The 15387-nt window shown below is 44.0% G+C and carries 12 protein-coding genes; 8 read left to right on the plus strand and 4 right to left on the minus strand.

Translation table 11 applies throughout. The features are described from left to right. The first annotated feature begins 32 nt into the window (after positions 1-32). A complete protein-coding gene (gene aroC / locus QQK21_RS05990; RefSeq protein WP_284191285.1) occupies positions 33-1118 on the plus strand; it encodes a chorismate synthase in 1086 nt (361 codons plus the stop codon). 48 nt (positions 1119-1166) lie between these two features. On the opposite strand, the gene QQK21_RS05995 is transcribed toward aroC, so the two are convergent. After that, a complete protein-coding gene (locus QQK21_RS05995; protein WP_284191286.1) occupies positions 1167-1790 on the minus strand; it encodes a trimeric intracellular cation channel family protein in 624 nt (207 codons plus the stop codon). Between the two features lie 211 nt (positions 1791-2001). Here QQK21_RS05995 and QQK21_RS06000 point away from each other — a divergent pair, with 211 nt between their 5' ends. Continuing rightward, positions 2002-2532, plus strand: coding sequence for an elongation factor P hydroxylase (locus QQK21_RS06000; RefSeq protein WP_284191287.1), 531 nt, complete (start codon positions 2002-2004; stop codon positions 2530-2532). A 43-nt stretch (positions 2533-2575) separates the two neighbouring features. Here the strand turns inward: QQK21_RS06000 and QQK21_RS06005 are convergent, their stop codons facing one another. Continuing rightward, complete coding sequence (locus QQK21_RS06005; protein WP_284191288.1) at positions 2576-3055, minus strand: hypothetical protein; 480 nt, start codon at positions 3053-3055, stop codon at positions 2576-2578. Positions 3056-3068: 13 nt separating this feature from the next. Then, positions 3069-5207 (minus strand): LruC domain-containing protein, encoded by a 2139-nt coding sequence (locus QQK21_RS06010; protein WP_284191289.1) that lies wholly within the window; start codon positions 5205-5207, stop codon positions 3069-3071. A gap of 157 nt (positions 5208-5364) precedes the next feature. Here QQK21_RS06010 and QQK21_RS06015 point away from each other — a divergent pair, with 157 nt between their 5' ends. Together QQK21_RS06015 and QQK21_RS06020 are read left to right on the plus strand one after the other, a co-directional pair. Then, positions 5365-5628, plus strand: coding sequence for a YfcL family protein (locus tag QQK21_RS06015; protein ID WP_284191290.1), 264 nt, complete (start codon positions 5365-5367; stop codon positions 5626-5628). Positions 5629-5762: 134 nt separating this feature from the next. Then, on the plus strand, positions 5763-6293 hold the full coding sequence (locus tag QQK21_RS06020) for an NADPH-dependent FMN reductase (RefSeq protein WP_284191291.1): 531 nt from the start codon (positions 5763-5765) through the stop codon (positions 6291-6293). A 99-nt stretch (positions 6294-6392) separates the two neighbouring features. Here QQK21_RS06020 and mnmC read toward each other — a convergent pair whose 3' ends face one another. Then, positions 6393-8405 carry a bifunctional tRNA (5-methylaminomethyl-2-thiouridine)(34)-methyltransferase MnmC2/FAD-dependent 5-carboxymethylaminomethyl-2-thiouridine(34) oxidoreductase MnmC1 gene (gene mnmC, locus QQK21_RS06025; RefSeq protein ID WP_284191292.1) on the minus strand — a complete coding sequence of 671 codons (2013 nt, stop codon included), beginning with the start codon at positions 8403-8405 and terminating at the stop codon, positions 6393-6395. 128 nt (positions 8406-8533) lie between these two features. On the opposite strand from mnmC, the gene fabB reads away from it, so the two are divergent. From fabB to QQK21_RS06045, 4 genes are all read left to right on the plus strand, one after another. Further along, entirely contained in the window at positions 8534-9745 is a 1212-nt protein-coding gene (gene fabB / locus QQK21_RS06030) for a beta-ketoacyl-ACP synthase I (RefSeq protein WP_284191293.1), read from the plus strand. A 174-nt stretch (positions 9746-9919) separates the two neighbouring features. Continuing rightward, a complete protein-coding gene (locus tag QQK21_RS06035) occupies positions 9920-11053 on the plus strand; it encodes a 4-phosphoerythronate dehydrogenase (RefSeq protein ID WP_284191294.1) in 1134 nt (377 codons plus the stop codon). Continuing rightward, positions 11050-12063 (plus strand): aspartate-semialdehyde dehydrogenase, encoded by a 1014-nt coding sequence (locus QQK21_RS06040; protein WP_284191295.1) that lies wholly within the window; start codon positions 11050-11052, stop codon positions 12061-12063. The genes QQK21_RS06035 and QQK21_RS06040 overlap by 4 nt, the downstream gene beginning before the upstream one ends. 225 nt (positions 12064-12288) lie before the next feature. Continuing rightward, positions 12289-15387: FimV/HubP family polar landmark protein (locus QQK21_RS06045; RefSeq protein ID WP_284191296.1), on the plus strand; the 3099-nt coding region annotated here is incomplete at its 3' end.

The following is a 15387-nucleotide window of genomic DNA, read 5'->3' on the forward strand; positions in this document are numbered from 1 at the left end:
GTTATTATTTACAGTCTGAGGTAGAGGAAGTAATGGCAGGAAACAGTATCGGACAACATTTCCGAGTCACCACATTTGGAGAAAGTCACGGTATCGCATTGGGTTGCATTATTGATGGGTGTCCTCCGGGGTTAGAAATTACCGAATCAGATATTCAGGTGGATCTTGACCGCCGCCGTCCTGGAACTTCCCGTTATACTACCCAGCGTCGAGAGCCTGATGAAGTAAAAATTCTTTCTGGAGTATTTGAAGGTAAAACAACAGGAACATCGATTGGTTTGCTCATTGAGAATACAGATCAACGCTCGAAAGACTATTCAGAGATTAAAGATAAATTCCGTCCTGGACACGCTGATTACACCTATCACCAAAAGTATGGTATCCGTGATTATCGTGGTGGAGGTCGTTCTTCAGCTCGTGAAACCGCAATGAGAGTGGCTGCTGGTGCTGTGGCCAAAAAGTACCTCAAACAAGAATTTGGTATTGAAATTCGCGCTTACCTTTCACAAATGGGTGATGTCTCGATTGATAGTGTAGATTGGGCTGAAATTGAGAACAATGCTTTTTTCTGTCCAGATGCCAGTAAAGTTGAAGCCTTTGACCAATTGATACGAGATCTCAAGAAACAAGGTGATTCAATTGGCGCAAAACTGCAAGTTGTCGCAACCAATGTTCCTGTCGGTTTGGGAGAACCTGTTTTTGATCGCTTAGATGCAGATATCGCGCATGCCTTAATGAGTATTAATGCTGTTAAAGGTGTGGAAATTGGTGATGGGTTTGATGTGGTTAGCCAGAAAGGCAGCCAGCACCGAGATACCCTTTCCCCTGATGGTTTTGGTAGTAATCATGCTGGTGGTATTCTCGGCGGCATCTCTACCGGTCAAGATATTGTTGCGAATATTGCGCTTAAGCCTACATCGAGTATTACAGTGCCTGGAGATACCATTACTAAGCATGGTGAGCCTACCCAGCTCATAACGAAAGGTCGACATGATCCATGTGTGGGTATTCGAGCGGTACCGATTGCAGAAGCTATGTTGGCCATAGTCGTTATGGACCATTTACTGCGCCATCGTGGCCAGAATCATGGGGTTAATACTGATACACCTAAAATTTAAACTAAGTGGCTCCTTCTAAGGAGCCATTTTCATTTATTGTTTTGCTACTTAGTGAAGTGAGCTTTCGCTCTCAAGGTGAAAAGAAGGTAAGCGCCACTTAAAGCGCACCGCAGCCATACGAATGAGATAACCCACTACCAATGTGGTTATAGTTGCCGTAACGTCATTAATGCCAAATTCAGTAAGAGAGAGATATAATCCTGATGATATGATCGCGACAGAGGCATACAGCTCTTCATGCAGGACTAAAGGCGTTTGGCGACAGATTAAATCTCGTAGTAGGCCTCCAAATACACCAGTGACCAACGCGGATACAATACAAATTAGTGGATGGAGACCCATACCCACAGCAATCTTAGTTCCTATAATGCTGAACACAATTAAACCCAGTGCGTCTAGGCGGATAAAAAGCCCTTTTAGCTTTATAATCCACTTAGCTAAGCCAGTTGTGACTATACCCGCAATACAGGTGATTGCGAGAAAGTGAGGGTGTTCAACCCAGCCAAGTGGGTAGTGGCCCAGCAGGATATCGCGTACGGTCCCACCACCGATGGCTGTAGCGCTAGCCACAAGCATAACACCAAACCAATCCATTTTTCTCCGGCCAGCACTTAATGCTCCGGTCATGGCTTCAGCCGTGATGCCAATGATATACAAAATACTTAATAACATTGTTTCACCCTAGGTGATGAGGTTGGTAAACTTTCTATTGAAAACTTAGTCAATAGGATTCTATTGTGAAATGTGATCTATGACGAATGATATTTTCTCACAAAAAAAGCGCTTTTAGCATAAATATTTCTAATGTTAATAAGTCGGTGGTTACAACGAAAAGTTAAAGTGAGAGAATACCCATAGCTGTATTTAACACAACGTTTGAAGAATGAGTCATCACTATCAAGATCTAATCAATATTTTTAATCATATCTTTCTTCCTGAGTACAACACTCGCTTGGAGCTTGGAGGTGATGAGCCGATATACCTGCCAGCCGATGAAACACATGCGAATCATAGAATTATTTTTGCTCGCGGATTTTATGCATCTGCACTTCATGAGATTGCCCATTGGTGTGTAGCAGGGCCAAAAAGACGCTTATTGGAAGACTTTGGATATTGGTATGAGCCTGACGGCCGTACAGAAAGTGCTCAAGCTGAATTTGAAAAAGTAGAAATACGCCCTCAGGCCTATGAATGGATACTATCTATGAGTGCGGGCTTTCCGTTTACTGTAAGCTGCGACAATCTTAACGGTGAATTTGAACCTGATCGGTTGGCTTTTATGAACAAAGTACACCAAGAGGTAGGCAGAATTTTTGTGAGTGGTTTTCCTCTGCGAGTTAGCCTTCTTTCTGACGCTTTGAGGCAGTTTTATAATCAACCAGAACTGGATTACTCAATGTTTGAAATCAAATAAAACGAGCCATGTCGCATGGCTCGCTTGGGACTGAATTTTGCTTTCACTGAATGAGCCAGGTCGTTTCGGCTTGGTTGTTGTGGCTTAATGTGTAAATTAAGGGATTGGTATTGGGTTCCATGATGTTCACGACCGCAATCAGTGATTCGCAGTGGTTTGGAACTCGCAGTTGATAATTACCGGCCCCTGATTGTAGAGCCGCTTTGAGCAGACAGTTGTCATAGTTGATAGATTCAATACCACCGCCAGCATTATCACAAACGGATATGTAGACTTGAGAAGCGGCGAGATGTGGCAGAGAAACTGTAATCTCAACATCATACACTGAAGCCAAGTTATTGCTGTGGTCGATTTGGATATCGGCGATACGAGTTGTGCTGGCTGTGACAGCGCTGGGTGTTGAGCTAGCTGTTGAGTTGATTGATCCGCTGCTAGTTTCACCGCCACCGCCACCGCCACCGCAACCGGAGATGGTCATCAGCATCGCAAACCCAAGTAACACTTTTATATGTATGTTATGCATAGCTCCGTCCCCTCTAATCTATGAATATTTTGCTGTTTTGGTAGTTTTGATACCAAGTAGGCTCAGTACGTCCACTCGAATCTTGAGCGTATTCGTCAAATTTGTCATAGGCCTCTAGAATGTTGATTTGTTCATAGGGGTGTTTCCATGAAATGGGTATCTCTATTGCCCAAGGGAGGCCTTTTTCATCGTGATAGTGAGTATCACCGCTTGATGCATCTACCCCATAGGATTTGTAGCGAGTGTCAAACTTGCTGGTTGGAGACTGGTTTTTGAGATGAATTTCTAAGCCTCTACCAGGGTATCCTCCAGAGACCTCGTGACCAATATCACCGTAGTAGTGACCAGGAGCAGCGAAGATGAAGGGATCGTAAGGAAAGCTTGGCATATCAGAGTTGTTTACGGCATTGCTAAATGAGAAGGTAAGCGTCCAGTTTGGTCGGTATGCAGTACCACAATTTTCTTGGGTTCTGAACATAGTACAAAGCTCTGCTTCACCTGACTCGACTATATCTTTTAGGTCGTCTTGAATGATGAATACCGCATCGTTCGTATCGGTTTCAAGGACAGTACCTGATTTGATTTGGTTGTTTACGTATAGTTGCACTGAGTCGGATTTGATGTCTTCCTTAGCGATATTGGGGAGACGAATTGCAAAACCTGAGTGATTATCTCCTCCAAGGGCAGCAAGTTTACCCTCGATTTTCATTCTTATAACTTGGTTATTGAGCTGATACTCTGTGTATTTCACATTCATGAGGACATCGTTCATGTCATAGTCCCCCCGCATAGGGTACTGGTCTTCATAAGCAAAGGAGGTATAGCCGCCTCCACTAGGATAGATCTCAGTGACGACACCACTTTCGGTAATGTCTACTTGATAGTCTTCGACCTCGCCTGAGGGGACGCCTCCTGTGGGACCTATACCAGAGGTGTTGGATATCCTAAAACGAGCCCAAGTTTCTCCTGTCACAGCCCAAGTTGGCACCGAAAAGAAGATATTACTGGTGGAGTTTGTCATTGAATGATCACTTATAATCTTCTCACTCGACTCAAATACACCGTCACGGTCAAAATCTATCCATGCATTCAACACTGAGTCGTTACCAGTACCTGATGCGGTGGCTATGATTTTACTCGTTTGACCTACCTGAATTGGCACTGGGAATTGGATACCATCGTCGTCATCTGAGCCGTCTGAGACATCGTCACTCAGTGGGTATGGACTACCATCGGTTTCTCCATCGATAACTGAGCCTAACTTAAGATCTGTCATACCGTGACGAGCACCTGATGATGCGAACATAGTTTGGTAGCTATCTGGTGCATCACCAAAGTCTGTATACTCTGTGGGTTCAACTGGGGCTAGAGCGCAGCGTGCACCATCATTCGAGTTGCTTGATGGGCCATAGGCAAAAAATTCAGCGGAAGAGCTGGTACCATTGATGCTGATTTTGAACACGTAGCCGTTGCTGTTGTTACTGGCATAAAAGTTACCGTCCACATCAAAATATACAGCGCCGAAAGTGAGTTTATAGCCAAGTGCATTCTTGTTGAGTAATTGATTCAGCCTTGTCGTTGTGCCTGTATTGACGTTGATCTCCCATAGGTAACCATTAGAGTCAACTGAATAGGCTAAAGCATTATCTGGATGAAAGGCTAAGTCGAAAATCGCTGGGTTTCCAAATCGGCTTGGCGGTGAAGTAAGCTCCATGATTAATGTGTCTAAATCGATGCGATAAAGACCGTAATTGGGTTTATATCCATACCAAGCGTTTTCATCCAAGGATACATCACCAACATATATAGCGGCTGGGGCGCCAGAGGGTTTCGTGACGCTCAATAATGTTTTAGTGAATGTTGAGTCAATGCGAGAAAGAGATTTGGTTCCATAATCCCAGCCATAAATAAAGTCATCGTGCTTGCTATAACCAACCCCATTTATTTTCGCGGCACCTAAATTTGAGTCAAGCGTGACGTAGCTTCCTACATCAATGTTTACTCCATAGGAGACTGGTGTACCAGTGGGGTTTTGGATGAGAAATGCCTGCGTTGGACATGACGTGAAAGGAGTCTCTGCGAGTGCGTAGGTACTCTGACTCAGTGCCAACGTAAGTAAAGAGACTTTCATTGCCAAAGGCTTTATTTTCATCGATGCTTCCTCGCTAATCTGACTTGAATATCAGCTTAATTGCACACGGCATGCCAGAATGCGAGGTATTGATATTACAGGGATTTGCGTTGAAATTCTCAATGTGAGAAGCTTGCCATTCTTTTTGAGAAGCAAACTGATTAGGCATAAGTCCCAAATGATTATTGAATATGAAGAGCAGCTCTTGGAGCTGATTGATGCAAGAATTTCCACTGCTTCCGATGACGAATTATTTGCTGGAGGCTATTTACGAGGTCATATCTCTTTGTCTGCCGCATCGTGTGAAGAGGAAGGTATCAATGATATTGATGAGTTGAAACGGCGCATACAAGCGAGTTTAGATGCTGCACGCTCTGAGTTGACCCCAGCTGACCGAACTATTGTTCATGATCTTTGGATTGAATTGGTCAACCAGTCATAGTCGAATACAGCATCGATAATATTGTAGGTTGTTCGAAATTTTTGAATATTCTGTTGTGTTTTTTGTTGTTGTTAGAGCGAGTATCTATCGATATTCTCTTGTTTGTATAATGAATGATAACAAGGAGTTTATTCATGAAAGTTGTTGCTTTTGGAGCGTCAAGCAGTTCGACCTCGATTAACAAAACGCTGGCTAGTTATGCGGCTGATTTGATCTCTGGTGCTGAAATTAAGGTTTTAAATCTCAATGATTATGAAGTCCCTTTGTTTAGTGAAGACAAAGAGAAAGAAATTGGCCAAGCCGCCGGCGCAAAGGCATTTTTATCAGATATTGCTTGGGCTGATGTTCTGATCATTTCTTTTGCCGAGCACAATGGTTCATATACCGCGGCATACAAAAACCTCTTCGATTGGGCCACGCGAATTGAAAGAAATGTGTTTGCAGATAAGCCAGCGGTTTACCTTTCCACTTCACCAGGGCCTGGCGGAGCTGCTAGTGTATTATCGGCGGCAATTGGGTCAGCTCCGTACTTTGGCGCGCAAGTAAAAGCTTCTCTTTCTATTGCTAGCTTTTACGAAAATTTTGACCTTAAAACAGGAAAATTAACCAACCCAACATTAGATGAGCAGCTAAAAACGGCTTTGGCCCAGTTGAGTATGGATTAGGCACTTTATGGCCTTTTAGCTTGTTACTGGCGGTTTCCTCTTGTTGGGCTGATAGGCATATAGGCCCAACAATTGAGCTTTCATCTCAACAATGATGTATTAGGTGATGGCTTTACCCTTTCTCAGTTTCCGTACCCACATCCGACTTGGATGAAGTTCTTCCAATACATCAATGGGTAAAGGAAGAGGATCGCCGCATATCTGTGATGCCAACGTTTCTGCTAGCAAAGGTGAGGAGGTTAATCCGCGAGATCCCAGCCCGAGCATACAAAATAGGTTGGGATACTGAGCAACCTCTTCTGCATTTTCTATTGTGCTATTGGATAAATTTAGATAAATATGTTTGATTTCATCCAAATTGCCCACATTACCGAGAAATGGCAGATGATCTCGGCTAACACAGCGAATACCTTGACGGGACAAATTGCCAGAAATATTAACTTGCTGAGGCCAATCTTGATTGGCAATACATTTGCTTAATTTGTCTGCATTTTCCTGCTGAGCAATAGGATCGAATTTGTCATCAATATTGTTTCTGTCATAGCTTGCGCCGATGCAGTGGTGGCCATTGTTAACGTTGACAGGGGTTAAATAACCATCGTAACAAACAACGGTTTTTAATCGGCTTAAATCGTTGGTTGTTGGAATATGGCTGACTTGCCCTTTAACTTGACCCAGAGGAATGGATTTGGTTTGTTTAAATTCCTGAAATTGGTGGCCATTGGCCACAATGACGGTATCATGAATAAATTCATGTTCCTTCGTTTCTAGAGTCCACTTAATACCGTCACCGTCTGGCAGCACATCGTTTATTTTGGTATTAAAATGAGCGCTAAATAGGGGATGTTCTAGCAATTCACTCACGAGCCCTTGTGTAAGTTCGGCTGGGCACAGCCATCCTCCTTTTGGATAGTGCATGCTATCGACATCGACAGGTAATCCAACTTTTTCATTTGTTTGCTCTGCATCTAAGTACTGGACAAGGTCAGTGCAGAAATGAGCTTTTTGCAATTTCTGTAGTTTGGAGCGTGACTTTTCACACCACATCAATTGAGTAACCCCACACCAATCGTGGTCGAATGATACAGAACTTGCCACTTGCTGGATAAATTGTCGAGCATACAAAAATGCAGGCGCAAAGACTCTTGAGACTCCTGTATGTGTTTCATTAAGTAAGGGGTATACGGCCCCTTGGCGATTACCTGAAGCGCCTTGTGCGGGGTGTGGATCTTGACAATATAAACTGACTCTTTGTCCTCTACGTATCAGTGCTTTTGCTAGCGTTGCACTGGCAATCCCCCCACCAATAATGGCAATGGATTCAGTTGAACTGCTTCGGTGGCGCTGAAACCAAGGTTTGTAGTTAGTGTATGATTGTCTCTGAGCTATATGACCAGCTATCATCTCTCGTTTGGTACCAAAGCCTTTGACTTTTTTCATCGTAAAACCCGCGTCTACTAATCCCCGTCGAACAAAACCAGCGGAGGTAAAAGTAGCGCAGGTACAATGTTGTTTAGCCAGCCTAGCCATACCGTCAAACAGTGTTTGGTTCCACATTTCAGGGTTTTTGCTTGGTGCAAAGCCGTCTAAAAACCAAGCATCAATTACGCCGTCTCTGCTAACCGGGACTTTGGGTAAACAGTCTTTTATATCGCCAAACCATAGATCAAGTGTCACCATACCATTGGCGAGCACAACACGATGGCATTCAGGGACTGCTGCGGGATAGTATTGCTGTAATTGCTCCGCATATTGGGCAAGCTCTGGCCAAGCGCTGTGAGCTTTGATTATGTCTTCTTGGTTTAGAGGATACTTCTCAAAACTCACAAAATGCAGTTCTTTTAGTGGCGAATCTGGGTTTTGACTTCTAAATTCTTCAAACCACTGCCAAACAGCAAGGAAATTGAGACCAGTTCCAAAGCCTGTTTCTCCTATAACAAATCGACGTTGGTCATAATCTTGCCATCTTTGAGGGAGATTATTTTGTTGGAGAAAAACGTAGCGTGTCTCTTCCAGACCATTAACGTTGGAGAAATAGACATCATCGAACTGGTCTGACACTGGAGTCCCTGAGTCATTCCAGCCCAATTGAGCATTGGTAATAGAAGTCATAATGTGTGAAATTTTGTGATGAAGACAATAAACTGGTTGCGATTGTACGGTTTTATGGGAAAGCTGACCACTTTTAACCGACAACTTAGTTATCATCTAGCTGATTTTTGAATTATAGGAATGTCATAATGAAACGAGTCGTAATCACCGGTATGGGTATTGTTTCAAGTATCGGTAACAACGTCGAAGAAGTTTTAGCGTCTCTTAAAGCAGGTAAATCTGGCATTACTGCCTCTGAGCAGTTCAAAGAACAAGGCCTACGTTCTCAAGTTTGGGGTGACTTAAAAATCAACCCAGCAGAATACATAGACCGTAAACAGATGCGCTTTATGGGTGATGCGGCTGCATATGCATACCTATCAATGCAGCAAGCGATAGAAGATGCAGGCTTAACTGATGAGCAGGTATCCAATGACCGTACAGGTATTGTTGCCGGCTCTGGCGGTGCTTCTGCGTTGAACCAAGCTTTAGCGGTTGACACGATGAGAGAGAAGGGGGTCAAACGTGTTGGCCCGTATATGGTACCACGTACTATGTCATCGACTGTATCTGCGTGTCTTGCGACACCTTTTAAAATTCGTGGTGTGAACTACTCAATGAGCTCAGCTTGTGCGACATCAGCACATTGTATTGGGCATGCGATGGAGCTTATTCAACTAGGCAAACAAGATATCGTTTTCGCTGGTGGTGGTGAGGAGCTAGATTGGACACAAACCATGATGTTTGATGCCATGGGTGCTCTTTCAACTAAATACAATGACACTCCAGAAAAAGCGTCGCGCACTTATGATGCCGAACGAGATGGTTTCATCATTTCTGGTGGCGGCGGTATGCTTGTAATTGAAGAACTTGAGCATGCTCTAGCTCGCGGCGCAAAAATCTATGGTGAGATTGTGGGCTATGGTGCGACGTCTGATGGCTATGACATGGTTGCTCCTTCTGGTGAAGGTGCGGTTCGTTGCATGAAGATGGCAATGCAGGATGTTGATCGCATTGACTATGTCAATACTCATGGTACGTCTACGCCTGTTGGTGATGTTAAAGAACTTGGCGCTATTCAAGAGCTGTTTGGCAATGACAGCCCTGCGATTTCAGCAACGAAAGCGATGACAGGGCACGCTTTGGGCGCTGCAGGTGTTCATGAGGCTATTTATTCAACACTGATGCTAGATAACAACTTTATCGCACCAAGTATTAATATTGAAAACCTAGACGAAGCGGCTAAAGGGCTCGATATTGTAACGCAAACTCGTGAAACAGAGCTAACAACGGTGATGTCAAATAGTTTTGGTTTCGGTGGGACAAACGCCACCTTAGTGATCAAAAAGTACCAAGCATAATCTCACGATTTCGTGAACAGTATTTTAAATACTGACGTCTGATATTGTGCCCAGCGAATGCTGGGCATTTTCATTGTGATTACTGACTCTTTGTTCATATATTAGCTAATGCTCGACACCAGTCGTGCTTTTTTGCACAATCGTACCAGTATCTAACTGCGAACCTGTTAAACCATGAAAATCTTAATAGATGAAAATATGCCTTATGCTGAGCAATTGTTCAGTCAAATAGGGGAGGTTGTTCTAAAACCCGGCCGTACACTTACTCCTGACGATCTTATCGATGTTGATGCACTTATGATTCGCTCAGTCACTCAAGTTAATGAGGCTTTGCTGTCAAAGGCAAATAAGCTCCAGTTTGTCGGGACTGCAACCGCTGGCATGGACCATGTAGATAAGACATTGCTTGAGAAAAAAGGCATCTTTTTTACTGCAGCACCAGGATGCAATAAAGTCGGTGTTGCCGAGTATGTGGTTAGTGTCATCATGGTCTTGGCTCAGCAGAACGGCTTCTCTATCTTTGATAAAACGGTTGGCATTATTGGTGCTGGTCAAGTTGGTAGCTACTTACAGAAATGCCTTCAAGGTATTGGGATTAAGGTGCTTATTAATGATCCGCCCAAAGAAAAAGCGGGTGATTTACGCGTCTTTACGCCTATAGATGTACTGCTTGAACAAGCGGATATTATTACGCTTCATACTCCAATCATTCGAGATGGAGAATATCCCACTTATCACCTTTTCGATCAAAACGTATTGAGTCAATTACGTTGCGACCAAATTTTAATCAATGCTGCGAGAGGCCCTATAGTTGATAACGATGCGTTAAAAACGCGTTTAAACAAGCGAGATGGTTTTATCGCTGCCCTCGATGTTTTTGAATTTGAACCTAAGGTTGATATGGAGCTGCTGCCTTTGCTAGCATTTGCTACCCCTCACATAGCAGGGTATGGCCTTGAGGGTAAGGCTCGCGGTACAACAATGATTTTTAATCGTTATTGTGAATTTTTGAACAAAAATTTATCTGTACAAGAGAATAATCTGTTGCCGAAAGCACCCGTTCCTCAATTGGTCTTAGAACGGGAATGGGATGAAGAAATTTTGCATAACTTGACGCAGCTTGTTTACGATGTGCGCAAAGATGATGCTCTTTTCCGTCGTGAAATAGGTAGCGAGGGTGCCTTTGATAGAATGCGTAAAAACTATTGGGATCGCAGAGAATACAGTGCAGTAACGCTAAGAGGCAATACAGAAACAAATCTTGGGCCACTAGCAGAATTAGGTTTTCAAATTGAGGTGAGTCAATGAGCCAAAAATATAATGTTGTCGTTTTAGGCGCTACTGGGGCAGTAGGTGAAGCTATTTTGGAAGTACTTCAGGAGCGTAAGTTTCCTGTTGGCGATATTTTCCTTTTGGCTAGTGAACGAAGTGAAGGAAAAACCTATCGCTTTAATGGTAAAACAGTAAGAGTTGAAAATGTTGAAAACTTTGATTGGTCTCAAGCTCATATTGGTCTATTTTCTGCTGGTGGGGACCTTTCTGCCAAATGGGCGCCGATTGCAGCTGAAGAAGGTGTGATTGTCATTGATAATACATCCAACTTTCGATATGACTACGATGTACCTCTTGTTGTTCCTGAGGTTAATCCTGAGGCTATTGCTGAATTTCGTAATCGTAATATTATTGCCAATCCAAACTGCTCAACAATCCAAATGCTTGTTGCTTTAAAGCCAATTTATGATGCTGTTGGTATCGACCGAATCAATGTTTCAACATATCAGTCAGTTTCTGGAGCAGGAAAGTCTGGGGTTGATGAACTCGCTGGCCAAACGGCTAAGTTACTTAACGGTTTACCTGCAGAAAATGAACAATTTTCACAGCAAATTGCTTTTAACTGTATCCCACAAATAGATAAGTTTATGGATAACGGCTACACCAAAGAGGAAATGAAAATGGTGTGGGAAACACAGAAGATTTTCAATGATGCTGCGATTACGGTTAATCCGACATGTGTACGTGTGCCAGTATTTTATGGCCATGCTGAGTCTGTTCATATCGAAACTCGTTCACCTATCGATGCGCAGGATGTCATTAATTTACTCGAGCAGACCGAGGGTATCGAAGTCTTTCAAGGTGAAGACTTTCCAACACAAGTGCGTGACTCTGTGGGGAAAGATCATGTTATGGTTGGGCGGATTCGTAACGATATTAGTCATCATAGTGGCCTTAATTTGTGGGTGGTTGCCGATAATGTGCGTAAAGGTGCCGCAACTAACGCTGTCCAGATTGCAGAAGTGTTAATTCGAGACTACTACTAACGTGATAAATGTGATTGTGGATATTTAGCCAGATAAGTGTCATAGCAAAGCCTGACGTTCACGTGAGGCTTTTTTAATCTAATTTCCAAAATTAGCGAAAGATTAGTGTGAATATGGCGCTAGCCACACATTTTTTAGCTATACGTCTATAGTTTTAGCGTGTTTATCCGATATATTTAACAGATTATTACAGTAAAATTTATTGAGCACATAGCTGAGCCTTCTATGCTTCGAATTTTTAAGTGTCTAGTACTGCTTTTTGCTTTGGCGGTCATGACTCAGACATCGATTGTCAGTGCGGAAAACATTCGTCTAACGGGACCAGACGGCGAGTTTCAAGCTGCGCCAAGGTATTCTGACTCTGTTCCACAACAAAGGCGCAATATCAATGAGCCGTCACGGTTCTATGGACCGACTACATCTCAAGAAACGCTTTGGTCTATTGCAAGTCGTATACGTCCTTCAGCCAATGTTACTGTCCAGCAAACGCTACTTGCCGTATACCAACTTAATCCACAAGCTTTTGCCAATCAAAACATCCATGAATTGATTCCCGGCAGTACACTTCGCATTCCATCACTTGCTCAAACGCAAAGTGTGTCTACTCAAGAAGCGGTCAATATAATGGCGGCTCATCAGGCTCGTTTATCGGGTAACGCCGTTGCCAGCCGGCCACAGCCTCAGGAAAAGTCTCAACCTCCACAGACCTCTCCAGTTGAACAAGGGACCATGCCCAATGAATCCACGGGTAATGAAAGTACCGAAAAACCTAAAAGTAACTTAGAAAACATTGTCCAAAAAGAGCATAAACATCAAGTAACAACGTTAGAAAAGCAACTTGAAAACTCTGAGAGTGAACTGCTGGCGTTAGAGGAAAAAAATCATAGACTTAGACTGATGTTGGCTGACGTTCAGTCAGAAGTCGACGTACTAAAAGATGAGCTTGGTGACGAATCACGTATTCGTAGTGAAGTTGAAAAATTAATAGAAGCCGAGCGAGAAAGATTAGCTGAAGAGCAAAGACTCAAGCCTTCTGCGTTGGATGATTTACTTTCTAGTACCGCCTTTGTTGCGGTTATGGCTATTGTTCCGGGGCTACTTATTGGCTTAGTACTTATGACGCTTCTCGGTCGTCGTAAGAAAGAATCCACTGAGCAATCGCAAGTTGCTCCAGTCACAGAACAGGCAGCACCGCCTGTTGCACCAGTTGCGCCTCCACCAATCGACGAAGATGTCGAGGACGATTTGTTACTCGATGATGATTTATTCGGAGATTCTTCAGATGAGGAACAGTTGTTCTCTGATGAACTTGAAGAAGGAGACTCGGATGAAGATGATGTCTTCGCAGACCTAGAAGAAAATGATCTTGATTTTAATCTTGAAGGTGAAGATGGGGAAGATCCCTTTGCAGGTATCGGTGATGATGGAGAGTTGGACGAATCTCTTGCCGAATTAGATGAAACTACAGATGATGGAGATGGTGCGCTAGGTCTTGACGAAATGGAGCGAGCGCTGGATGAAGTGGTTGCTGATGGAGAGGCACAAGATGATAGTTTCGATCTGTCCGATGGTAGCGACGAGTCTCAAAATGAATTGGATTCCTTATTAGCCTCCGACGAAGACTCTGAAGATTTGGGGGCCGCTGAGTTAGATCAGTCTTTACTTGATGATTTGTTTAGTGAAAGTGACTCGGGTGATGACTTAGATTTTGATTCCTTGCTTGATGAATCAGAGGTATCCACGGATTTGGATACTGAAGCAACGGATTTGTTGGATGAGCTCATTGACGAAAGCGATGATGTCGAGCTGCCGGGTGATACTGACCTACTAGATGAAGGCCTTACTGAAGACGCTGTACAGGTTTCTGAGGACAGTACGGATTTGTTGGATGAGCTCATTGATGAGAGCGATGATGTCGAGCTACCGGGTGATACTGACCTACTAGATGAAGGCCTTACTGAAGACGCTGTACAGGTTTCTGAGGACAGTACGGATTTGTTGGATGAGCTCATTGATGAGAGCGATGATGTCGAGCTACCGGGTGATACTGACCTATTAGATGAAAGCCTTACTGAAGACGCTGTAGAGGTTTCTGAGGACAGTACGGATTTGTTGGATGAGCTCATTGATGAGAGCGATGATGCCGAGCTACCGGGTGATACTGACCTACTAGATGAAGTCCTTACTGATGACTACAGCGGTGACTCATCTGAAGAGCTTGCTGGTGATATCGACAGTTCATTTGATGAACTTATTGCTGATGATGGCCTCGATATAGACTCCACTGAAACGTTAGATGAACTTCTGCTTGATGATCAAGAGGAGCCTTTAGTCGACGAACTTGGTGACGATGGTACCAACCTGTTTGAAGAATTGGCCGATATTGACAGCCAGAGTGATATTTCCTCAACTACTGGTTTAGACGAAACTCCAGAGTCCTTGGTTGATAACAAGGAAACCCAGCCCGCTGAAGAAAACTTTTCCAGCGAAGATTTTATGGATGACATGTTGAGTGCAGCCCCTGAGGGAGACCCTCTGCTGGATGAACTTGAAATGTCTGCTGATGAAGAAAATAGTCAAGAAGAGATTGTTAATCAGTTTGACACCGACATAGGCTCTACAGAGCCAGAGCCAGAGCCAGAGCCAGAGCCAGAGCCAGAGCCAGAGCCAGAGCCAGAGCCAGAGCCAGCTGAAAATGATGCGGCGACAGCTCCAGAGGGTGCAGGTGACGATGAGACAGATGCGCAGTTAGAGCCAAGTAAAGAATCAACGTCTGATCGCGTCGAAGCCCCAGTTGCTGAAGGCAACATCGAAAATATTGATCCTTTGTCTAGTTCTGTATCGGATAACGCTTCTTCTGAGGGTGGAGAGGCTGTTGAAGACGATATTCTTGCTCAGCAAGAGCAAGCAGGCACTCCTAAAAAAGATCAAGAACAGTCGATAGAGTCTGAAGAAACAGGCAATGGTGAGTCATCGGCATTGGAAGGTACTGTTGAAGAGGGCGAAACCTCCTTAGACGCTGAACTTGAAGCGCCCGCTGCGCTTGATGAAGATGCCGATCTTGAGCCCGATGCTCTCGACGAGTCGCCAGAAGAATTTGATGAGCCAGAGATGGCGGAGTCTTCTGATGCGCCCAGTGAAGCTGAGTCTGAAGCGCTTGCTGCGCTTGATAGCCAGAGATGGCGGAGTCTTCTGATGCGCCCAGTGAAGCTGAGTCTGAAGCGCTTGCTGCGCTTGATGAAGATGCTGATCTTGAGCCCGATACTCTCGACGAGTCGCCAGAAGAATTTGATGAGCCAGAGATGGCAGAGTCTTCTGATGCGC

Source organism: Vibrio zhanjiangensis (genome assembly GCF_030161235.1).
Classification (GTDB): Bacteria; Pseudomonadota; Gammaproteobacteria; order Enterobacterales; family Vibrionaceae; genus Vibrio; species Vibrio zhanjiangensis.